The sequence below is a fragment of the Hyphomicrobium sp. MC1 genome, from assembly GCF_000253295.1.
In the GTDB taxonomy this organism is placed as follows: Bacteria; Pseudomonadota; Alphaproteobacteria; order Rhizobiales; family Hyphomicrobiaceae; genus Hyphomicrobium_B.
Genome location: NC_015717.1, coordinates 2,768,419 through 2,790,820 on the forward strand (window position 1 = coordinate 2,768,419; position 22,402 = coordinate 2,790,820).

A 22,402-nucleotide genomic window follows, 5' to 3' on the forward strand; every position below is an offset into this window, starting at 1 on the left:
CCGGGGCACGCGTGGCGTTCAAAGCGGCTGCCGTGGTGCTTGCCGCGTGCCTGCCGTTCCTCGCGGCCGGTCATAGCCAAGCGCAGCAATCCCCGCCCGTCGCGACGCATCCCTCGGCGGCAGCAGCGGCTGCAGCCGGACAGATCGCGGACTTCTTCAGTGAGGTCGGGGATCAGATCTATGACGATTGCATCTTCGAACTCTCACAGGAGCAGATCGAGGTTCAGCAGGCTCTGATCGTGGCCTACATCAAGGCCGGCGCGAGCGCTGCCATGGCGCGAAAGCTCGCCGTGAAGCAAATTCATCCGCCGAAGTTGTCCGCAAAGTGCGAAGCCATCCGCCGTCTGCCGAAGGAACCAGGGCCGATCGCAAGCCTAGCGCCGACGGATGAGCCCGAAGCACCGTCGCCGCCTCCCGTCCTGCCGAAAGTGCCCGCGAAGGTCCCGACCGGCCCACCCATTTCCATCGCAAACAAGAGAACGCTTCCGCAGTGGGACTGCGCGCCTGGCGTCGATTTCGTCACCATTCAGCTCAACGGTTATCCGCGCAAGCTGACGGGCGGCGAAATCTGCAACCCGTTCGAGGATGTGATCCACGAGGTTCCGCCGACCGCCGGAACTTTCCGGCTCGGCTATACGATCCGGACCGGGCGGCTTTTTGTAATCTCCAGCGATCCACGTTCGAACGGACAAACGATCGCGTGGGCGATTTCCGGCCGAGAGATGTGCCGGAACAATCCCGATCCTGATTGTCTTGCGACGCGCGCCGTCGGCCCGCTGCCGCCAGGCGAATACACCTTCGGCTCAAACGATCCAAGCAAGCGCGTGACATGGGGGCCGAAGACCAAGCGGAACGTCGTCGGCATCTATCTCCGGAAGCTTTGGGACAAGGAGAGGTTCACGCCGCGCCAGACGGCCGCCATTCTCGCGCGCGGGAACATCGCCATTCACGAGCGCCTCAAGGGTGAGATGTCGGAGGCCTGCCTCGGGCTGGAACCGAAGGGCTGGGCTTACGTCGCGTCATTGGTTAAGGCTGGCCGTGCGACGGGCGTCAACGCCTATATCGACGAGCCGTATCCTCAAGTCGCGGAAAATCCGCCGATCGTCGTCGCCTCGTCGTTCTCGCTCACGTCGCTGTTCAAATAGCGACGCGAGCACTTCAGCCCGTCACGACAATACGTAGCCAACGGGCTGAAGCTCGTCGGGAAGAGGCGACACGCCAAGAGAGCTGAGCATTTCGCGTTCCACGACGCGCACGAGCGCTTTGACCGGAAGGCTGTTGTCGGCGGGGGCGAATGGCTCGGCGAGGTCGTCGCCGATCGCGTCGAGCCCGAAGAATGTGTAGCTGATGAAGGCCACGATGACGGGCGTTCCCCAGCCGAGTTGCGGCGCGAGCGCAAACGGCAGCAACACGCAAAACAGATAAACCGTGCGGTGAATGAGAAGCGTATAGGCGAATGGCAGCGGCGTCGCCCTGATGCGTTCACAGGCAGCCTGAACGTTCGAGAGGCCATTCATGCGGATGGCAGCAGACGAATAACGCCAATCCGATAGCGCTCCGGATTTATTCAGTTCAATCAGCTCCACACCGACCTGCCTGAGAATGGCATCAGTCACGTTGGGGCCGGCGGATATCGTCGCGTCCCATGGGCGGGCTGCGGCCAGTTCATCCTCATCGCGAAGGCGCGCCGAGAGCGCATTGGCGAACGCGATCAAGGGCATGAAGATGCGGCGTTTGGCTTCCGTATCAAGGTCGGATAGCTCGCGCATCAAAGACCGGACTTGAACGAGAAGCTCTCCCCATTGCTTGCGCCCTTCCCACCAGCGGTCGTAAGCGGCGCTGTTCCGGAAGCTCATGAAGATTGAAATGGCAATGCCGATCAGGCCGAACGGTGCCGTGCCCAGATGAGACATCGGCTCCAGATGAAAATCGCCAGTAAAGACGACGACGCAAGAGAGCACCGTAATGAAAAGGCAGCGCCATGCGACACGGCCCGCGATGGATCCGCGGACGGCAAAGAGGATGTCGAAAAAGGAGGCTTTTGGGCGGACGATCAAGGGCGGGACCTGCGCTCAGGTAGGGGTGCTGCTTGATTATCTTCTATGCGCCGAAGTGGAAGCTCGCAATTGGCTTGGACGTCGTATCCCGGGAAACGTATGCACCAGGCACTGAGCGGCGACTGAAGGTCTGCCGCCTATCGCAGATGCGTGAGATCATACAGGAGTTGCGGCACCGCAATCGGCGTCGGCAACACGTCGTCGTCGGGATCGAGATCGCGCCAGACCTGAGGATCATTCGACGACTGAATCATTTTGTAGCTGTACCCCGTCTGGTACCAAGGCTTCAGGTCGTCCGTGCGATTGTCGAGAATAAGGTCGCCGAATTTCGTTCTCGCAGTCAGAACCGCGTGCCCTTCTCCGTTCTCGATACGCACGACCGTCATCAACAGAGAGCTTGTCGGCCATCCCAGAGAAATTAAGATGTGGCGCTTGAGAAGAGCGTAATCCTCGCAGTCACCCTTTCCGTCTTTCGGGATGGTCCAATAATCCTCGATCCCGTAGTGCTCGATATCGGTCATCGGCGTGATCGCGCGGTTGATCCGGCGATTGACCTCGTCCAGCTGCTCAAGGCGCTTAGCCGATTCCGCGAAGCCATTTCCCGCTTTGCGGAGCACGCATTCGCTCGGAGACTCGGTGCAAAACCGGACGAAAGCGGCAGGAGGAGCGACGGCTCCGTATTCTTCCAGAAAGAGATTTTGGATCACATGCTGCAGATGCGGCTGCACCTCGCCTGCCCATGCGGCCGTCGCAGCCAGGGACGCAATCCATCCGGCGAAAACGATTTTGACAAAACGCATTGCGATAACACCGAGCCCGTTACACGCTCGAATGAAGATCAATATTGCACATTAATGGAGGGCTAAGATTATCGATCTTGCGCCAGAATCTCGGCCTAGCCAGTTGGCCTAGGAAACATGTGATGTCGGCGACCCACCGTTTTCGTTTTGCTTACGCTGTCGCAAAGTCCGCATTCGAATGCGAGACGCATCGCCCTTCGACTGACTGACGAAGACCTTCCGGATTGGCTGACGTTCGTGATGCGTCGCAGCACGGCCTCCGTACGATTACGGAATGGCCGATATGTCGTTTCGCTCGGGGAACAGATTATGAGGGATCGTGTTCAATGATCGTCGATTATAGTTGAATTTGTTTCAATCATTCCCGCGTCAGGGAAATGGAGCCAATCTCATGTTTCGCATAGTGCGTATAATTGCCGTCGTCGCGAGCGCATCGGTGTTGGCGACAGGTTCTCTGATGTTTTCCAGTCAAGTTGAAGCGCGTGGCGGACACTTCGGTGGTCATGGAGGCCACTTCGGAGGTGGACATTTCGGCGGTGGCCATTTCGGAGGCGGCCACTTTGGCGGCCGCCATTTCGGCGGCGGACATTTTGGAGGACGGCATTTCCGAGGCTTTGGCGGTCGACACTTCGGGAGCCGCCATTTTGGTGGCGGCCACTTCGGTGGCAGACACTTCGGCGGCAGACACTTCGGAGGCCGGCATTTTGGCGGCAGAGGTCACGGCTATGCGCGGGGCAATCAATTCCGCGGATCGCATTTCGCGCGTGGACATCGTGGCGTCGGAAACCGCGGCTTCGCGAACAGGCATTTTCGTGGCAACAGGCATTTTGCGAGCCACGGCCGCGCGCTTGCAGCAACCGGCCGTATGACACATGCCTTCGGTCGTCACGGCTACGGCCACCACTTCGCCCGCAATGGCTTCTGGCATAATCGCTATGCGTATGGCCGCTACGGGCGCTGGCATCGCGGCTGGGGCTACGGATGGTATGGCCCGGTATTCTGGCCGTACGCCTACGGGGACGCATTCGCTTTCGCGCTGTGGCCGTATGACTATTACGATCCGTTCTGGGATTATGGCTCAGACTGGATCCTGTCGAGCGTATTCTGGCCTGGTGGCGAACCGGGATATTACAATTACGGCGGCGGAGGCTACGGCTACGGCTACGGCGACATCTACGGCACAAACACGCCGCGCCGTGGTTCTACGAGTGTCGCGACGGCGTCCATTCCGGAGCCGCAGCGGCAGGACGCTTGCGGTAGCCTGGCTCCCGGCGTGGCTCAGTTGCCGGTTGCACGTATCCAGAAAGCCATCGCGCCGACAACGGAGGATCAGCGCGCCGCGCTGACCGACTTCAATACAGCGCTGACGAAAGGCGCGGATATCATGAAGCAGGCCTGTCCGGCTGAGGCGCCGCTCACGCCTCCGGCCAAGCTCGAGGCCGTCACGCAGCGGCTCACCGCCATGAAAACCGCAATCGGCGAAGTCCGCCCGTCGCTGGATAAGCTCTACAGCACTCTGAGCGATGACCAGCAGCGGCGCTTCGATAAGGTTCTTCTGGCGTCGCAACCGAAAGGCAAGTCGGCCAACAAGGCCGCGGGCCTCGACGTGGCGAAGCTATGCAACGACCGCGGACCGGCGTTCGCCGACTTGCCGGCAGAGCAGATCGAACGGGCGATCAACTTGGATGACACCCAGCGCGCCAAGCTTGATGCTCTGAAGACAGCATCGACGAAAGCTGCGGATATCTCCAAGGGCGGCTGTCTCTCGACGATGCCGACGACTGTCGGCGGGCGCCTCGACGCGGTTGAGAAACGGGTCGATGCGCTGTTGCAGGCGACGAATGAGCTTCAACCCGCTGTCGATGGCTTCTATGCGTCCCTCTCCGACGAGCAGAAAGCCCGCTTCAATTCCATCGGCGTAGCGACGGCACAGTCATCGCCGCGATCGCCGCCCGCGAGCAGCATGGGATCGAGCAGCGGCGAGACGGGCTCGCAATCACCCGCCTCGAAGTAAAGAAAAGGCAGCTTGCTGATTGGGTGCCGTCGTCCATCGTAATTGGGCGGCGGCACAAATCGTTTATGCGCCCATCGGCTGCGCTAAACGCGGTTTTCTAGGGCGCCGATTTCCTGAATGTCGAGATCGCGTTCGAGCGCATGTAATGCTTCGTCGTCGATGTCGCCGGCGCGATGCAGCCGCATCAGCTCGCGACGTCCGGCAGCGACGGCCGCCAAGATCACGTCGAAGTGCGCGTTAATCCGATCTGTGTGCGCACTCTCATTGCCCGTGTAAATCGCGGCTACCGCGGCGCGACGCGTATACCTTTCGAGTAGTTGCGGATGAACGAGATTGCCGTCGCCATCGTAGGCCAGCTTTTCGACGACGTTCTTCTGCGCCACGATCATCGCCTCTTCCGCTTGAGATGCCGATAGTCGTGCGTGAGGGACCTCATCTTCTTTGAGCCCCAGCATGCGGATGAGAGCGCCGAGCGTCGTCCCCTGTAAAAGCACCGTGACCAGAATGACCGCAAACGCGGTCACCAGCATGAAGTCGCGGCCGGGTACGGCGTCAGGCAACGTCAACGCAACTGCGAGCGTGACGACGCCACGCATTCCAGCCCATCCGAGCACGGTCGCGGCTGGCGCGCCGAGCGGCTGAGCACGCTTGCCCCCCAAGCTCCGGAGCAACGACAGCACGGCGTCGCTACCGAAGATCCACACGAACCTCGCAACTGTCATCGCGAGCACAATGATCAGGACCGGCACCGCCATTTGCGCCAAGACGACATCAATACCGCCGACGCGATCGAGAACGCCGCGGAGCGAAAGTCCGATCAGAATGAAAATGAAGGCTTCGAAGATGAAGACCATTACCTGCCAGAATGCACCGGCGCGCATGCGGATGCTGGCTGAAAATACCGTGTGCTGAAACCAGCCGAACAGAAGCCCCGCGGTGACCGTTGCGATGACGCCGGATACATGCACGGCTTCGGCAGAAATGTAGGCTGCCCAGCACAGCAGGATCGATGCGGCGATCGTCAGATAGTCGTGGCCGAGCCGCCGCAGCAGGAACATCCAAAGGCCGCCCATGACCGCGCCGACCGCGACGCCGCCCAGCGCCAGCACGAAGAACTGTCCGGCCGCCGCTCCCGCAGAGAACGTGCCGGTCAACACGGCCGCGACGGCGAAGCGGAAAAGCACGAGGCCGGTCGCGTCATTCAGAAGGCTTTCACCTTCGAGCAGCGTCGAGAGCCTGCGTGGCAGCTTCACGGTTTGCAAAACAGCCCGCGCCGAGACGGCATCGGGCGGCGACACGATGGCCCCAAGTGCGAAACAGGCGGCCCACGGCAAGTTCGGCATCAGCCAGTGCGTGACAACGCCAACGATGAGCGTCGTGAAGATCACCGCGCCGATGGCGAGAGACAGGACGCCGGCGATATGCCTGCGGAATTCGGCGTGCGCAGTGAAAAAGGCACCGTCCATCAGCAGCGGCGGAAGGAACAGCACGAGCACGAGTTCGGGATCGAGTTCGAAGACCGGCAGCCCCGGAATGAACGCCATTGCACCGCCGCCGATCAAAAGCGCCACAGCGGGAGGCAGTTTCAGACGAAGCGCGACCCAATGGAGCGCGAGAATGGCGAGCAGCATCGTGAAGATGAGTTCGAAGACTTGGACGGGATGCATGCGGCTCAAGTTCTCCAATCGTGCGTGCGCCTGCCAGGTGAGGTGAGGTGAGGTGAGGTGACCCCTGTAGCTGATGGGCACGCATTTGTGTAGTTTCGACAGCTGAGACACATGGGTTGGGCCCGCGCCAGGGCGGGTGCCTACCGATACAAGGAACATCGACCATGGAAGAAAAGAAACTCGACGTCCTGCAGCCCGTCGACGACACAGCTATTCGGCTCGGTAAGACGCTCGTGCGGAGCGCCCGCTATGGCGCACTAGGAACGCTTGATCCACTCGACGGCTCGCCGTCAGTGAGCCGTGTCAGCCTTGCCACCGCTATGGATGGCGCGCCGATATTTCTTATTTCCCGGCTCTCGTCCCATTGCACCAACTTGATGGCGGACGGGAAATGCTCATTGCTCGTCGGCGAACCCGGCAAGGGCGATCCCCTCGCCCATCCACGCATGACGCTGATCGGCACGGCTAAACCAGTTCCCGCGGGCGCCGAACTTACACTTTATCGCAGCCGCTATCTCAGGCGGAATCCGAAGGCGGCGCTTTACGTCGACTTTCCGGATTTTTCGTTCTGGCGTTTCGAGACGGCGCGCGCATCTTTGAACGGCGGCTTCGGCAAGGCCTACGCGATGAAAGCTGCTGATCTTGCGACGTCACTCGATGGCGTCGAGGCGCTGGCGGACATGGAAGACGGTGCCGTCTCACATATGAATTCCGATCATCTCGCCGCGATCGAGCGTTATGCGGCGAAGATCGGTGAGGAACCGGGCGGCTGGAAGCTTTCGACGCTCGATCCCGAGGGGCTGGACCTCATCTGCGGCGAACGCGCCGCGCGGCTGTGGTTCGACCGTCCGTTGTCGTCGGCTGCGGAACTGAGGCCGGTGCTCGTGGCGCTGGCAAAAGAAACGCCCAGTTCTGCCTGAGACGCCATTCGGTCTGGCGGTATGCCGACCATCTTTGGTATTGCGAGTGGGAATTCGTGTTGCGGTGGCTGTAAATCGGCCACCGTCGAAGCCATCATCAGACAACCGTTTATCGGACTGATAAATGGCGCGAGAGACGGGACTTGAACCCGCGGCCTCCGCCGTGACAGGGCGGCGCTCTAACCAACTGAGCTACTCCCGCAATCCAGATGCGCAGAGCATCGATGCGAGCGGTCGAGATACGTGTTCGCGGCGTCCAAGTCAAGCGGCCGGTTGATAGAATTTGGATGCGCTCACAGCGCTTCCAACCGATTGAAACTCAGGCGCAAGTCGACAGAACAAAGGCCGCACGCTCGGCAACGGGCAGGCGCGGCAAGGTGACCAATTCATAGCCCAACCCAGTATAGACGTCGGCCATGGCATGGTAGGTGGCTTCCGCCTCCTCAATCGTCTGCTTGCGTTCGGAATCCTGGGTGAAAATTTCGGGCCAGGGCGGCGCTATGAAGACGCGATTATTATAACGAAACATTTCTGCAGCGCGCTGCACCTGCGGCGGTACCGGTAAGCCAGAAAGTTGCAGATAGCCAATGACGTCCGGGATACCGCGGTCGAAGAAGACAATTCCTATTTCGGCAGCCGCTTGAGCTTCGCGATAGGAGCGCAGATCCCAACTCAGCATAAGATCGGCAAATGCATTTTGATCCGCCCACGGGAGTGCCGCGCCGCCGATCGCTACCTGGTCGCGAATGATACCCCGTCCCGCTTCCGGCATGGTTCGAAAGCCGGCGTCAGCCAAGGCTGCCGCCAGCGAGCTTTTACCGGAGCCAGGTCCGCCCGTAACGATAACTAGACGTGATCCGATTTTCACCGGTTGCGCCATGTGCTCAGGTTCGGCCGACGAAATCGCGCTTACCGATCTCAATGCCGTTGTGGCGCAGAATGTCGTAGGCAGTGGTGCAGTGGAAATAGAAGTTCGGGAACGCGACGTGGAGCAGGTATTCGCGTCCCGTCATGGTCACGTCCTGGCCGCCGGTCTTGATCGTCAGTTCGCGCGTATCTGCGCCTTCGAACTGTCCGGGCTTATAGGCGGCGAGAAGCGCCTGAATCTTTGCGATGCGCGCCTTCAGCTCCGGCAGTGTCGTCTCGACGTCGGGAAAGCCCGGCACCTCTGTCCCGGTGAGCCGCGCCGGCGCAGCCTTGGCGAAATCGGTCGCGAGCTGAACCTGACGCGTCAGGTTGAACATATCGGGATACAGACGCGAGCCGAGATAAACTGCAAAGTCGATCTTCTTCGCGGCCGCCTGCTGTGCGGCCTTGTCGAGGAACGCTTCAAGCGCTGAGAGCTGCTTCTGAAAGGTCGGGATGGCGATGTCATACAATGATAGAGCCATTGTGTTTCCTCTTTCTAAAGTTCGGTAATACCGAACTAACGTATGATAGCTGGCCAGCGGCAGCAAGACATACGTCAGCTGCGCTACGTTTGCGCCAACGTCTACGCACGCTTATTTTCTTGGGGATTGGCGAGGTGGGATGCCGCCGGCTCACGGGCCTGTCGCCTGGAACGAAGCAACATGGTGGGCGGTGAGAGGGTCGAACTCCCGACATCCTCGGTGTAAACGAGGCGCTCTACCACTGAGCTAACCGCCCGACGCGCCTTTGCTAGTCTGTCTGCAAAAGGCTGTCAAAACAAACACGCGCGCCACTTCCGCGGCGCGCGTGGAAAAGTGTAACGCGGCTTAGTTGATGTTCAGCGCGTCTTTCAGGCCCTTGGCCGGCGTGAACTTCGGCACGCGTGAAGCCGGAATCTGGATCGTTTTGCCGGTCGCCGGATTGCGGCCTTCGCGCGCCTTACGGGCAGCGACCTTGAACGTGCCGAAATCCGGGATGCGCACTTCATGGCCGTCCTTCATCGCGGCACGAATGTGGGCGAGAACGGCATCAACAACGCCACTCGCCTTCTCCTTCGTCAGCTCGCAATCTCGGGCAACGGCATCAATCAAATCTTTCTTGCTCATCTCGTCTTTCCTCTAATGTGGGAGGTGGGGCTTCGGCGCGTGGGCTCGAAGCCCGAGGCGGCCATTTCGGGGAGTAGCGGGCCGCGCATGAAGGGCTAGAAGCGCTCAATCGCCCCGGTCGTCAAGCGGAAAAAGCCCGTATTTCCGGACAAAAGCGCATCCTAATGCTCATTCCGCCCAGAACAAAATGCCCCTGCGCGGCAACCGAGCAGGGGCATTTCTTAACGTAAATTTACGCTTACTCGACGAAAGTCAGTGTGCGGTAATTCGCGCACCGCCTTTGGCCGCTTCTTTGGCTTCCAGAGCCTCAGCTTCCGCAGCTTCGTCCCACGTGATGGGCTCCGGCACACGGACGAGTGCGACCTTCAGGACTTCATCGAGACGCGAGACCGGGATGATGTCCATCTTGGTCTGCACTTCCGACGGAATTTCCGCGAGATCCTTGCGGTTCTCCTCGGGAATGATGACCGTCTTGATGCCGCCGCGAAGAGCCGCGAGCAGTTTCTCTTTCAGTCCACCGATCGGCAGCACGCGACCGCGCAGCGTGATCTCGCCCGTCATCGCGACGTCCTTGCGGACGGGGATGCCGGTCAGAACCGAGATGATCGCCGTCGTCATGGCGATGCCTGCAGACGGTCCATCCTTCGGCGTTGCGCCTTCCGGCACGTGCACGTGGATGTCGCGCTTTTCGAAGAGCGACGGATGGATGCCGAAATCAACCGAGTGCGAGCGCACGTAGGCGTTCGCGGCCTGGATCGACTCCTTCATCACGTCACGCAGGTTGCCCGTGACGGTCATCCTGCCCTTGCCCGGCATCATAACGCCTTCGATCGTGAGCAGCTCGCCGCCGACTTCCGTCCAGGCCAAGCCGGTAACGATACCGACCTGATCCTCGAGCTCAGCTTCACCGAAGCGGTACTTCGGCACGCCGAGGAAGTCGTGAACGTTCTCCGCGGTGACGACGATCGAGGTCTTCGACGACGTCAGGATTTCCTTCACGGCCTTGCGGGCGAGCTTGGCGATTTCGCGTTCGAGCGAACGCACACCGGCTTCACGTGTGTAGCGGCGAATGACTTCCTTCAGTGCGTCGTCTTCGACCGTCCACTCGCCCTGTTCGAGGCCGTGAGCTGCATACTGCTCAGGGATCAAGTGGCGCTTGGCGATCTCAAGCTTCTCGTCTTCCGTGTAGCCAGCGAGCCGAATGATTTCCATACGGTCCATAAGGGCCGCGGGGATGTTCAGCGTATTGGCCGTCGTCACGAACATCACGTTCGAGAGATCGTAGTCGACCTCAAGATAGTGATCATTGAAGGACTGGTTCTGTTCCGGATCGAGCACTTCGAGCAGAGCCGCCGCAGGGTCGCCGCGGAAGTCCTGGCCCATCTTGTCGATCTCGTCCAAGAGGAAGAGCGGGTTCGTCCGCTTTGCCTTCTTCATGGACTGGATGACCTTGCCGGGCATCGAGCCGATGTAGGTGCGGCGATGGCCGCGGATTTCCGCTTCGTCACGGACGCCGCCCAGCGACATGCGCACGAACTCACGGCCGGTCGCGTTAGCGATCGACTTGCCCAGAGACGTCTTACCGACGCCAGGAGGACCGACGAGGCACAGGATCGGCCCCTTGAGCTTGTTCGTCCGCGCCTGCACGGCGAGGTACTCAAGGATGCGTTCCTTGACCTTCTCCAGGCCATAGTGCTCCTGGTCGAGAACCTGCTGGGCCTCGGCGATATCCTTCTTGACCTTGCCCTTGATCCCCCACGGGATCGACAGCAGCCAATCGAGATAGTTGCGCACGACCGTCGCTTCGGCCGACATCGGCGACATCTGCTTGAGCTTCTTCAGCTCAGCGAGCGCCTTGTCCTTGGCTTCCTTCGACAGCTTGGTGTTCTCGATCTTTTCCTCGAACTCGGCGATGTCGTCGCGCTCGTCGGAATCGCCCAGCTCCTTCTGAATGGCCTTCATCTGCTCATTCAGATAGTACTCGCGCTGCGTCTTCTCCATCTGGCGCTTAACGCGCGAACGGATCTTACGCTCGACCTGGAGAACCGAGATCTCGCTTTCCATCAGCGTGTAGACACGCTCAAGCCGCTCGGAGATGCTGGCGGTTTCGAGCACGTCCTGCTTGTCAGAAATTTTGACTGCGAGATGCGAGGCGATCGTGTCTGCGAGCTTCGCGTAATCCTCGATCTGGCCAACGTTGCTCAAGACCTCGGGCGAGACCTTCTTGTTGAGCTTCACGTAGCTTTCGAACTGGGTCACGACGGAACGCGCCAGCGCTTCGAGTTCGTCCTTGGCGCCGGGAACTTCAGCGACGCGCTCGACCTCAGCCTCGAAATAGTTGGCGTTCGACGTGTAGCGCGTGATCTTGGCGCGCGCATTGCCTTCGACGAGGACTTTCACTGTCCCGTCGGGAAGCTTCAAAAGTTGCAGAACCGATGCGAGCGTGCCGATCTCGTAGATGGCATCGGGCGCCGGATCGTCATCGCTGGCGTTCTTTTGCGCGGCGAGCAGAATTTGCTTGTCGGCGCGCATGACCTCTTCAAGGGCCGCGATCGACTTCTCGCGCCCGACAAAGAGGGGGACGACCATGTAGGGAAAAACGACGATGTCTCGGAGCGGCAGAACCGGGAACAGCTCTTTTCCGCTGGCTTTTTCCTTGGTCTTTTTGTCTTCGCTCATTTCACTACCTATTCGCCGTGCACCGAAGGTCTGTCATATCCTACCGGTACATTCCACACCCGTTCCACTTTAGGAGCCACGCGTCCCGCCCCTTTTTGTGGCGACGGTTCTGCATGCTCGTGAGCGCGAGCGCGGGGTGAGACCCAAGCCCTAGACACCGGTTTTCGGAGAAATACGGCTGGCTGCTTGACGCCACTCCCTCCGAACAAATGGGGACCAGCGCCCCGCAAACAAGTCCCGGGGCAGTGCCCCGGGAAAGCGTTAATTGTCGCGACGGCTCAGGCTGTCGAGCCCTTCTCTTCCGCGCGTTCCGTGTAGATCCGCAGTGGCTTCGCCGAGCCCTCGACGATTTCCGGTCCGATCACGACCTCCTCGACGCCCTTAAGCGTCGGCAGGTCGTACATCGTGTCGAGCAGGATGCCCTCCATGATGGACCGCAGGCCACGTGCACCGGTCTTGCGCTCGATGGCCTTGCGCGAAATCGCCTTCAGAGCATCAAGCGTGATCGTCAGCTTGACGTCTTCCATCTCGAACAAGCGCTGGTACTGCTTGACGATGGCGTTCTTCGGCTCGGTCAGGATCTGAACGAGCGCCGACTCGTCGAGGTCTTCCAGCGTTGCGATGACCGGCAGACGGCCGATGAATTCCGGGATCAAGCCGAACTTCAGCAGATCTTCCGGCTCGACGTTGCGCAGGATCTCGCCCGTGCGACGTTCGTCCGGACCGCTGACGCGGGCCTGGAAGCCAATCGAGGAACCCTTGCCACGACGTGAGATGATCTTCTCCAAGCCGGCGAACGCGCCGCCGCAGATGAAGAGGATGTTCGTCGTGTCGACCTGCAGGAATTCCTGCTGAGGATGCTTGCGGCCGCCCTGCGGAGGAACCGACGCAACGGTTCCTTCCATGATCTTCAGAAGCGCCTGCTGCACGCCCTCGCCCGAGACATCCCGCGTGATCGATGGGTTGTCGGACTTGCGGCTGATCTTGTCGACCTCGTCGATATAGACGATGCCGCGCTGCGCCCGCTCGACGTTGTAGTCAGCAGCCTGCAGCAGCTTCAGGATGATGTTCTCGACGTCCTCGCCGACGTAACCGGCTTCGGTGAGCGTCGTGGCGTCTGCCATCGTGAACGGAACATCCAGGATACGCGCCAGCGTTTGTGCGAGCAGCGTCTTGCCCGAACCCGTCGGTCCGACGAGCAGGATGTTCGACTTCGCCAACTCCACGTCGTTGTTCTTCGAAGCGTGGTTCAGGCGCTTGTAATGGTTATGGACCGCGACAGAGAGAACGCGCTTGGCATGGTTCTGGCCAATGACGTAGCTGTCGAGCACGCCGCAAATCTCCTGCGGGGTCGGAACGCCGTCGCGGGATTTGACGAGGGTGTTCTTGTTCTCCTCGCGGATGATGTCCATGCAAAGTTCGACGCATTCATCGCAGATGAATACCGTCGGGCCAGCAATCAGTTTGCGGACCTCATGCTGGCTCTTGCCGCAGAAAGAGCAGTAGAGAGTGTTCTTCTCTTGAGCCATTTGTTCTCACCTTCCGTGCAAGACCCACCAACGCGATGTTCTTGCTTTGGCCCGCTTTTCACGCTCGGCGCTGAGCCGATTCTGCGGCGACGTGAACTCCATAGCCAATCTGAGCACGCTATCGTTCAGCAGATCAAGATTGGATTAATGGAGCCTACCCGGCCACAGCTCGCAAGCGGCGCTATTGCCACAGTTGATAAACGAGCTGGCAACACCGGCGATTCAATCCGAGCATTTACCTAAACTCACACGCTGATGTGCAGCGTTTGTTCTCCTGAGAGGGCGAATTGCCGCCCACTCTCGTGGTGTTCCGACCGCGAACGGCCGAGTTGCGCTGGCAATTTGCCTTATCAGTCGGCGATTTTGCCAGGTTCGAAGACAGTCCCTTCGACTTCGTCGCGGTTTTCGAGGACTTTGTCGATCAGGCCGAAATCGCGGGCCTGGTCGGCCGTCATGAAGTAGTCGCGGTCCAGCGTCTTATCAACCATCTCGTAGGTCTGACCCGTGTGCTTCACATAGGTCTCGTTGAGACGCCGCTTCATTTTGATGATGTCCTCGGCGTGGCGCTCAATGTCGGACGCTTGGCCAGAGAAACCGCCCGACGGCTGGTGCACCATGACGCGAGCGTTCGGGAGCGCGTAGCGCATGCCCTTCGCACCGGCACAAAGCAGCAACGAACCCATCGAGGCAGCCTGGCCGATGCACAGCGTGGCGACGGCCGGCTTCACGAACTGCATCGTGTCGTAGATCGCCATACCCGCCGTGACGACACCGCCCGGCGAGTTGATGTACATCGAGATCTCTTTCTTCGGGTTCTCGGACTCGAGGAACAGAAGCTGCATGCAGATCGATGCAGCCATGTGATCTTCGACCGGGCCGGTCACGAAGATGATGCGTTCCTTCAGAAGCCGCGAAGGAAGGTCGTAGCCGCGCTCGCCGCGCGTCGTCTGCTCGACGACCATAGGCCAGAAGGTGTTGGTCAAGGTATTGATCGGATCGCGCATCGCCTTCGTCTTTCCTCATTTCGGCGGGCAGACCGCTCGGCCTCGCCCGCCTGACTCGCACGCATTTCAGGAGCGTATTGAATTGCAGAAGCCGCTGACGCGGCTCACTGCTCTTCGGTCGCCTCTTGGACCGCCTTCAGAAGCTCGTCGCGCGTCACTTTCTTCTCGGTCGGCTTGGCTTCGTCGACGACGAAGTCGATGACCTTATCCTCGAAGATCGGTGCGCGCAGCTCAGCGAGCGCGCCAGGGGTCTTCTCGTAGTATTCGTATACCTGCTTCTCCTGACCCGGATAGCGGCGCGCCTGTTCGACCAGCGCCCTGCGCAACTCGTCCTGGGAGACTTGCAGATTGTTCTTCTCGCCGATCTCGCCGATCACGAGACCAAGGCGCACCCGGCGTTCGGCGATCTTCCGATACTCGGCGCGCGCCTCGTCCTCGGTCTTGCCTTCGTCGGCGAACGTCTTGTTCGTGGCTTTTAGATTGTTCTCGAGTTGAGTCCATATATTGTCGAATTCGAAATCGACAAGAGACGCCGGAAGCTCGAACGTATGGGCAGCGTCGAGTGCATCGAGAAGCTCGCGCTTCAGCTTCTGGCGCGACGCCTGATCGTACTCGCGCTTGATCTGCTCAGAGATAAAGCCGCGCAGCTGCTCAAGGCTTTCGGCGCCGACGCCCTTAGCGAAATCTTCATCGACAGCCGGCGTGCGGGACTTCGAAACGCCCTTGACCTTGACGTCGAACTCAGCGGTTTTGCCCGCCAGAGCAGCCACCGGATATTCGGCCGGGAACGTTGCGCTGACGACCTTCTCGTCGCCGGCTTTCAGGCCCACCAAGCCTTCTTCGAAGCCCGGAATAAACTGCTTCTTGCCGATCACGAGGCTCTGGCCTTCGGCCGAACCGCCTTCAAAAGCCTCGCCGTCGATCTTGCCGACGAAATCGAGCGTCACGAGATCGCCTTCCGATGCGGCGCGTCCCTCTTCGATGTCATAAGCCGTATTGCGTTCGGCGAGGTTCGAGAGCGCTTTGTCGACGGCTTCGTCGTCAACGTCGGCGACGAGCTTTTCGAGTTTTAGCGCCGACAGATCGGCCAGCGGAATCGGCGGCAGAACCTCGAACGACATGTTGTATGCAAGATCGCCCTGGCCGTTCGCGATTTTCTCGAACGTCTCCTCGTTGAAGTCGACGAGTTCGACCTTCGGCTGCTGCGCCGGACGCTCGTTGCGATCCTTGATGGCCTGCGCGCTTGTTTCGTTGAGCGTCTGCTCCATCACTTCCTGCATCAGCGACTTGCCGTAGAGCTTCTTGATGTGCGCGACGGGAACCTTGCCGCGGCGAAACCCTTTGATCTCCACACGGCCCTTCAGTTCGTCGAGGCGGGTCGCGAAACGCTCGCTCAGCTCCGCCTGGCCGACGACCACTTGTAGCGTCCGCTTCAATCCTTCTCGTGCCGTTTCCGTGACTTGCATTGTCCGTGTCCTGAATTGGAGGTCAAAGCGCGGCACCCGACCTCGCCGACCGACTATTTAGGAAGCCGCCCGCGGGTCCACAAAGCGCCAAACACCGCCGGCTGCCGCAACACTCGTGCGGACAGAAGTGAGCCCCCAGAGGTATTGCTTTGAATTTGCTACGTTTTTAAACCACCGCAAGCCACGAATCCTTGGCCATGCCCCATCGGGAATGCCAGCATCACGCGCCTGGAAGCCTATGCCGAGGCTTAAACAGCCTTTCAGGGAGATTGGCAATACGCTGTCGCATGGCCGTCAAAGACAGGCTTGGCGCCGAAACGATTGCAACGGACGGCCGTTCGAATGGTTGTCTATCAAAAACGCACGATTATTTCCGTGGAACTATAGCTAAGTTCTTGAAAAACTGCGGCCAATTCCCCGATCCATGTTCACGAGGGCTATACGACCGCCATCTAGAACTGTTAAAAGTTGCAGGCATGGAAGATGGAGCGCCCGGCATGGATCTCACTCGCAGAGGCTTCATAAAGCTCACAGGCGCGGCGCTTGCGACATCGAGCATGGGCGCGCTCGGGTTTGGTGGTTGCGGTGAGGCGGTCGCGGAAGACGTTCGACCCTTCAAGCTCACCCACGCCAAGGAGACGCGGAACACCTGCACCTACTGTTCTGTCGCTTGCGGCATCCTAATCTACACGCTCGGCGACGGCGCCAAGAACGCGCGCTCCGACATCATTCACATCGAAGGCGACCCGGACCATCCGGTGAACCGCGGCACGCTCTGCCCGAAGGGCTCGGCGCTCCTTGACATCGTCCACGCGCCGACGCGCCTGCAGGTGCCCAAGTATCGCAAGCCGGGCGGCACCGAATTTGAGGAAGTCTCGTGGGATTGGGCGCTCGATCGCATCGCGCGCCTGATGAAGGACGACCGCGATAAGAATTTCATCGCCAAGAATGCCGAGGGCACCACCGTCAACCGCTGGATCTCTACCGGCATGCTGGCGGCTTCGGCTTCATCGACCGAAACATCGTACCTCACGTGGAAAGTCGCCCGCTCATTCGGGATGTTGGTCTTCGATAACCAAGCACGTGTCTGACACGGACCGACGGTGGCCAGTCTGGCTCCAACATTCGGTCGCGGCGCAATGACCAACACTTGGCAGGATATCAAGAATGCCGACTTGGTCATCGTTATGGGCGGAAACGCCGCTGAAGCGCATCCATGCGGCTTCAAGTGGGTCGTCGAAGCAAAAATAGAAAATGCGGCGAAGCTCGTCGTCGTTGATCCGCGCTTTACGCGGACGGCGTCGGTCGCCGACTATTATGCGCCGATCCGTCCGGGAACCGACATCGCCTTCCTGTCGGGCGTGATCCGGTATCTGCTCGAAAAGGACAAGATCCTGCACGAGTACGTGCGTGCCTATACGAACGCCGGCCTGATCGTGAAAGAAGGCTACGGCTTCGAAGACGGTCTGTTCAGCGGGTACGACCGCGAGAAGGGTCAGTACGACACATCGAGCTGGGACTACGAACTCGACGATCAAGGCTTCGCCAAGGTTGACGATACGTGGCAGCATCCGCGCTGCGTCATGAACCTTCTGAAGACCCACGTCGCGCGCTACACGCCCGAGATGGTGTCGCGCATTTGCGGTACGCCTCAGGATAAATACCTGCACATCTGCGAGATGATCGCGGAGACGGCGGCGCCCGACAAAGCGATGACGAGCCTGTTCGCGCTTGGCTGGACACAGCACTCGATCGGCTCGCAGAACATCCGCACGATGGCGATGGTGCAGCTGCTGCTCGGCAACATCGGCATCGCCGGCGGTGGCATGAATGCGCTACGCGGCCACTCGAACATTCAAGGCCTGACCGACGTTGGTTTGTTGTCGAACCTCATGCCTGGCTACATGACGCTTGCGGCCGATCACGAGGTTACGTTCGACGACTATATGAAGACGCGACTTTATAAGCCGCTGCGCCCAGGCCAGACGAGCTATTGGTCGAACTATAAGAAGTTCTTCGTCAGTTTCCAGAAATCGATCTACGGCGACGCGGCGACAGCCGAAAACAACTGGGCTTACGATTGGCTGCCGAAGCTCGACATCCCGCTCTACGACATCATCAAGGCGTTCGAGATGATGAACCAGGGCGAGATGAATGGGTACATCTGCCAAGGCTTCAACCCGCAGCAGGCGTTCCCGGATCGCGGCAAGATCCGGCGCGGCTTGTCGAAGCTCAAGTTCCTCGTCACGATGGATCCACTCGATACGGAGACGTCGCGTTTCTGGGAGAACTTCGGGCCACAAAACCCGGCTGACTCCGCCGAGATCCAGACAGAAGTGTTCCAGCTGCCGACGACGTGCTTTGCCGAAGAAGACGGCTCGCTCGTCAACTCGGCGCGTTGGCTGCAATGGCATTGGAAAGCTGCGGAGCCGCCTGCTCAGGCGAAGCCCGACATCTGGATCATGTCCGGAATCTTCCACCGGATGCGCGAGCTTTATCGCAAGGAAGGTGGCGCGTTCCCCGATCCGATCCTGAACCTCACGTGGAATTACACCAATCCGGTCGAGCCCAACCCGGACGAGCTGGCGAAGGACATGAACGGCCGGGCGCGCGTCGATCTCAAAGACGCGTCGGGCGCCGTCATCAAGAAATCGGGCGAATTGCTCGATGGCTTCGCGCAACTGCGCGATGATGGCACAACGGAGTCGGGCTGCTGGATCTTCTCGGGCTGTTGGACCGAGAAGGGGAACCAGATGGCCCGGCGCGACGCATCCGATCCGCGCGAACAAGGCATCGCACCGAATTGGGCATGGGCGTGGCCCATGAACCGGCGCATTCTCTACAATCGCGCCAGCGCGGACCCCGCGGGCAAGCCATGGAATCCGGCGAAGCCGATCATCCAGTGGGATGGCTCGAAGTGGGTCGGCATCGACGTGCCGGACTACGGCCCAACGGTGAAGCCTTCCGACTCGGTCGGTCCCTTCATCATGAACGCGGAAGGCGTCGGACGACTGTTCGCGCGCCAGATGATGGTCGAAGGACCATTCCCGGAACACTACGAGCCGTTCGAGTCACCGGCGATCAACGTGCTGCATCCGAAGGTTCAGTCGAACCCGGCCGCGCGCGTGTTCCCCGACGACAGGGCCGATTTCGGATCGCCAGCCGAGTTTCCTTATGTGGCAACGACCTACCGTCTGACAGAACACTTCCACTTCTGGACCAAGCACGCCCGCATCAACTCGATCCTGCAGCCTCAGGAATTCATCGAGATCGGCGAAGCTCTCGCGAACGAAAAGGGCATCGCTCAGAACGGTTGGGTCCGCGTGGCTTCGAAGCGCGGCTTCATCGTGTGCAAGGCCTACGTCACGAAGCGGATCAAGCCGATGATGGTCGACGGCAAGCCGACGCATGTGATCGGCGTGCCGCTGCATTGGGGCTTCACCGGCCAAGCGAAGAAGGGCTACGGCGCCAACACGCTGACGCCGTCCGTCGGTGACGCCAATACGCAGACGCCGGAGTTCAAGGCGTTCCTGGTCAATATCGAAAGTGTCAACGGACCTCTGGTCTGACGGAGAAGCCGATGTCTGATCTGCAATCGCAAGACTACATCCGCCGCTCCGCGACGACGATGACACCGCCCGACGCGCGCAGCTGGGAAGACCAGGTGTCGAAGCTCATCGACGTTACGCGTTGCATCGGCTGCAAGGCATGCCAGGCAGCGTGCATGGAGTGGAACAACCTACGCGACGAAGTCGGCGAGTTCCACGGAACCTACGACAACCCGCTCGATCTCGATCCGCACACGTGGACCGTGATGAAGTTCACGGAATACGAAAATCCCGACGGCAACCTCGAATGGCTGATCCGCAAGGACGGCTGCATGCATTGCGAGGATCCGGGCTGTCTCAAGGCCTGCCCTGCTCCTGGCGCGATCGTTCAGTACGCGAACGGCATCGTCGATTTCATCAGCGAGAATTGCATCGGCTGCGGCTATTGCGTGAAAGGCTGTCCGTTCGACATTCCGCGTGTCAGCCCGGTCGATCACAAATCGTATAAGTGCACGCTCTGTTCCGATCGCGTGGCGGTGGGGCTCGAGCCTGCCTGCGTGAAAGCCTGTCCGACCGGCGCCATCATGTTCGGCTCGAAAAAGGACATGACAGACTGGGCGGGGGAGCGCATCGTCGACCTCAAATCGCGCGGATTTGAAAACGCCGGTCTCTATGATCCGCCGGGTGTCCAAGGCACGCATGTGATGTACGTGCTGCATCACGCCGACAAGCCCGGGCTCTATGCCGGACTGCCTGAAAATCCGAAGATCAGTTCGATGGTCGAATTCTGGAAGGGGCTCATCAAGCCGGTTGCGCTGGTCGGAATCGCGGCCGCAGCGGTTTCAGGTTTCCTGCACTGGGTCATCGCCGGACCTAACGAAGTGCAGCCGGAAGACGAAGATGAAGCCAAGCACGTTCTTGAGGCCAACGGCTTCCCGGAAGTCCGAGGCCGTTCGCAGCGAACGGAGCATCCGACATGAGCCGCCCGTATGGAACGCTGACACGTAACAGCACGATCACTCGCCTCAACCATTGGCTGACCGCCGCCTGCTTCATTCTTTTGATGCTGTCGGGTCTGTCGATGTTCGATCCGCTACTGTACTGGCTGTCGAACCTGTTCGGCGGCGGGCAATGGACGCGCGCGGCGCATCCGTGGATCGGTTGTGTGCTGTTGATTAGCTATACCGGCCTCATCGTTCAGTTCTGGCGCGACAATCTTTGGACCCGCGACGATGTCGCGTGGATGAAGGCCATCGACAAGGTTCTGGAGAACAAGGAGGAAGGCGTTCCGGAAGTTGCGCGCTTCAATGCCGGACAGAAATTCGTATTCTGGTCGATGACGCTTCTCGTTCCGGTGCTGTTCTTTACTGGCCTCGTCATCTGGGAATATTATTTCGGCAGCTATACGTCGATCCCGACGCAGCGCGCGGCTCTGCTCATTCATTCGTTGGCTGCCATTGCCGCGATCATTATCTGGATCGTTCACGTCTATGCTGCGATCTGGGTGCGCGGTTCTATGCGGGCCATGACGCAAGGCTGGGTGACGCCGGGCTGGGCGTGGCGGCACCATCGGAAATGGTTCCGATCGCTCGCGACGACGGGATCGACCGGTCCGCGGCCGAACGTGGACGGTCCTCTCCACAAGTAAGGAGTTTTGCGTGAAGCAAGGCGGCACGCCACCGACCGGCAAATGGGTCGGCAGTCCGCTTGGCGGCGTCAGTACGCCCGAGCCGATGCTTCTGCCCGATCTGACAACACGCTTCTCTGCGACGGCCGCCCGTCTCCGAGCGCTTGCAACCGGTCACCCTATGGCGAAGTGGCTTGGCTTCATGGCGCTTCTTTCGGACGCGCAGGACAAAGCTGCGACGACGTTACCGCCAATGCCCGGTATCGATCCTTCACTCATCGAGCAATCGGTCGCTGCGCGCATGCCGCCCCTCGCGGCAGATGGCCATCACCGGCATGCAGCATGGCGCGACGGACTGGCAGTGCTGTTCGAAGAGCTCGACGGCAAAGATATTCCCGAACCTGCCGCGGCGCTCATCGCCAACATGCGCGGTTTGCCGGTGAATGACATCGAAGATTTAGCGGACGGTTTTCTGCGCGGTGCTCTGAGCATAGGAGATGTCGGCGCGGCGCTTTATGTTGCAGCCGCCTTGCAGGTCTACTTCACGCGCCTTGCCGCGAGCCTCGATGCGTCGACGCTTCGCCTGCTGCCGCAGCGCGGACTTTGCCCCTGCTGTGGCTCGACGCCGGTTTCAGGATTGATCACCGCGTCGGGGCCGACGCCCGGCACGCGGTATCTCTATTGCTCACTATGCTCGACGGCGTGGAACCACGTGCGGGCGGTCTGCATCACATGTGAAAGCTCCGGCGCCTTGCTGCTCAAAGGTATTCAAGGCGGCTCGGCGGCCGTCCAAGCGGAAACTTGCGACGACTGCCACACATACGCGAAGATGCTTTACCAAGTGAAAGATACGAAGGTCGATCCTTACGCCGACGATCTGGCTTCTCTCGGGCTTGATATCATGGTGTCAGAAGCCGGCTGGGCGCGGCATGCGCCCAATCCGCTGCTTCTCGTCGGCTGACACGCGAAAGTAGCGTCCGTCTTTTTACGAAACCATGCATTCCGAAAAATCGCCGTGGCGATAGCTGGCGCGCCTGCCTATATCGAGGGCTCAATCCGTCTCGACCATTGGCAGG

The 22,402-nt window shown here is 60.1% G+C and carries 18 protein-coding genes and 2 tRNA genes; 7 read left to right on the top strand and 13 right to left on the bottom strand.

Going from position 1 to position 22,402, the window contains the following annotated elements; translation table 11 throughout:
• The first annotated feature begins 11 nt into the window (after positions 1 to 11).
• Entirely contained in the window at positions 12 to 1,145 is a 1,134-nt protein-coding gene (locus HYPMC_RS13435; RefSeq protein ID WP_041300939.1) for a DUF2778 domain-containing protein, read from the top strand.
• 21 nt (positions 1,146 to 1,166) lie between these two features.
• Here HYPMC_RS13435 and HYPMC_RS13440 read toward each other — a convergent pair whose 3' ends face one another.
• From HYPMC_RS13440 to HYPMC_RS23985, 3 genes are all read right to left on the bottom strand, one after another.
• The gene (locus tag HYPMC_RS13440; protein WP_013948522.1) at positions 1,167 to 2,057 is read right to left on the bottom strand and encodes a bestrophin family protein; all 891 of its coding nucleotides are present in this window, start codon (positions 2,055 to 2,057) and stop codon (positions 1,167 to 1,169) included.
• Positions 2,058 to 2,194: 137 nt separating this feature from the next.
• On the bottom strand, positions 2,195 to 2,857 hold the full coding sequence (locus tag HYPMC_RS13445) for a transglutaminase-like cysteine peptidase (RefSeq protein WP_013948523.1): 663 nt from the start codon (positions 2,855 to 2,857) through the stop codon (positions 2,195 to 2,197).
• Positions 2,858 to 3,215: 358 nt separating this feature from the next.
• Positions 3,216 to 3,683 carry a hypothetical protein gene (locus tag HYPMC_RS23985; RefSeq protein WP_024276169.1) on the bottom strand — a complete coding sequence of 156 codons (468 nt, stop codon included), beginning with the start codon at positions 3,681 to 3,683 and terminating at the stop codon, positions 3,216 to 3,218.
• 39 nt (positions 3,684 to 3,722) lie between these two features.
• Here HYPMC_RS23985 and HYPMC_RS13455 point away from each other — a divergent pair, with 39 nt between their 5' ends.
• Positions 3,723 to 4,871 (top strand): Spy/CpxP family protein refolding chaperone, encoded by a 1,149-nt coding sequence (locus tag HYPMC_RS13455; protein ID WP_024276170.1) that lies wholly within the window; start codon positions 3,723 to 3,725, stop codon positions 4,869 to 4,871.
• Positions 4,872 to 4,954: 83 nt separating this feature from the next.
• On the opposite strand, the gene HYPMC_RS13460 is transcribed toward HYPMC_RS13455, so the two are convergent.
• Positions 4,955 to 6,538 carry a Na+/H+ antiporter gene (locus HYPMC_RS13460; RefSeq protein WP_013948527.1) on the bottom strand — a complete coding sequence of 528 codons (1,584 nt, stop codon included), beginning with the start codon at positions 6,536 to 6,538 and terminating at the stop codon, positions 4,955 to 4,957.
• Between the two features lie 164 nt (positions 6,539 to 6,702).
• Here HYPMC_RS13460 and HYPMC_RS13465 point away from each other — a divergent pair, with 164 nt between their 5' ends.
• On the top strand, positions 6,703 to 7,458 hold the full coding sequence (locus tag HYPMC_RS13465) for a HugZ family protein (RefSeq protein WP_013948528.1): 756 nt from the start codon (positions 6,703 to 6,705) through the stop codon (positions 7,456 to 7,458).
• Positions 7,459 to 7,583: 125 nt separating this feature from the next.
• On the opposite strand, the gene HYPMC_RS13470 is transcribed toward HYPMC_RS13465, so the two are convergent.
• From HYPMC_RS13470 to tig, 9 genes are all read right to left on the bottom strand, one after another.
• Positions 7,584 to 7,660 (bottom strand) — tRNA-Asp (locus tag HYPMC_RS13470).
• Positions 7,661 to 7,777: 117 nt separating this feature from the next.
• Positions 7,778 to 8,338, bottom strand: a complete 561-nt coding sequence (locus tag HYPMC_RS13475; RefSeq protein ID WP_013948529.1) for an AAA family ATPase — start codon at positions 8,336 to 8,338, stop codon at positions 7,778 to 7,780.
• Between the two features lie 4 nt (positions 8,339 to 8,342).
• Complete coding sequence (locus tag HYPMC_RS13480) at positions 8,343 to 8,849, bottom strand: DUF1993 family protein (protein WP_013948530.1); 507 nt, start codon at positions 8,847 to 8,849, stop codon at positions 8,343 to 8,345.
• A 181-nt stretch (positions 8,850 to 9,030) separates the two neighbouring features.
• Positions 9,031 to 9,105: transfer RNA gene (locus HYPMC_RS13485), tRNA-Val, on the bottom strand.
• Positions 9,106 to 9,194: 89 nt separating this feature from the next.
• Entirely contained in the window at positions 9,195 to 9,473 is a 279-nt protein-coding gene (locus tag HYPMC_RS13490) for an HU family DNA-binding protein (protein WP_013948531.1), read from the bottom strand.
• A 252-nt stretch (positions 9,474 to 9,725) separates the two neighbouring features.
• Positions 9,726 to 12,152: an endopeptidase La gene (gene lon / locus HYPMC_RS13495; protein WP_013948533.1), complete on the bottom strand. Its 2,427-nt coding sequence runs from the start codon at positions 12,150 to 12,152 to the stop codon at positions 9,726 to 9,728.
• 278 nt (positions 12,153 to 12,430) lie between these two features.
• Positions 12,431 to 13,681, bottom strand: a complete 1,251-nt coding sequence (gene clpX, locus HYPMC_RS13500) for an ATP-dependent Clp protease ATP-binding subunit ClpX (RefSeq protein ID WP_013948534.1) — start codon at positions 13,679 to 13,681, stop codon at positions 12,431 to 12,433.
• A gap of 350 nt (positions 13,682 to 14,031) precedes the next feature.
• The gene (locus HYPMC_RS13505; protein WP_013948535.1) at positions 14,032 to 14,685 is read right to left on the bottom strand and encodes an ATP-dependent Clp protease proteolytic subunit; all 654 of its coding nucleotides are present in this window, start codon (positions 14,683 to 14,685) and stop codon (positions 14,032 to 14,034) included.
• Positions 14,686 to 14,789: 104 nt separating this feature from the next.
• Positions 14,790 to 16,151 (bottom strand): trigger factor, encoded by a 1,362-nt coding sequence (gene tig, locus HYPMC_RS13510; RefSeq protein WP_013948536.1) that lies wholly within the window; start codon positions 16,149 to 16,151, stop codon positions 14,790 to 14,792.
• Between the two features lie 497 nt (positions 16,152 to 16,648).
• On the opposite strand from tig, the gene fdnG reads away from it, so the two are divergent.
• Genes fdnG through fdhE form a run of 4 tightly spaced genes read left to right on the top strand, consistent with a single transcriptional unit; the run spans position 16,649 to position 22,287 of the window.
• On the top strand, positions 16,649 to 19,720 hold the full coding sequence (gene fdnG, locus HYPMC_RS13520) for a formate dehydrogenase-N subunit alpha (RefSeq protein ID WP_155831256.1): 3,072 nt from the start codon (positions 16,649 to 16,651) through the stop codon (positions 19,718 to 19,720).
• 11 nt (positions 19,721 to 19,731) lie between these two features.
• On the top strand, positions 19,732 to 20,679 hold the full coding sequence (gene fdxH, locus HYPMC_RS13525; RefSeq protein ID WP_013948539.1) for a formate dehydrogenase subunit beta: 948 nt from the start codon (positions 19,732 to 19,734) through the stop codon (positions 20,677 to 20,679).
• On the top strand, positions 20,676 to 21,347 hold the full coding sequence (locus HYPMC_RS13530) for a formate dehydrogenase subunit gamma (RefSeq protein ID WP_013948540.1): 672 nt from the start codon (positions 20,676 to 20,678) through the stop codon (positions 21,345 to 21,347). The genes fdxH and HYPMC_RS13530 overlap by 4 nt, the downstream gene beginning before the upstream one ends.
• A gap of 10 nt (positions 21,348 to 21,357) precedes the next feature.
• Positions 21,358 to 22,287 (top strand): formate dehydrogenase accessory protein FdhE, encoded by a 930-nt coding sequence (gene fdhE / locus HYPMC_RS13535; RefSeq protein WP_013948541.1) that lies wholly within the window; start codon positions 21,358 to 21,360, stop codon positions 22,285 to 22,287.
• The last annotated feature ends 115 nt before the right edge of the window (positions 22,288 to 22,402 follow it).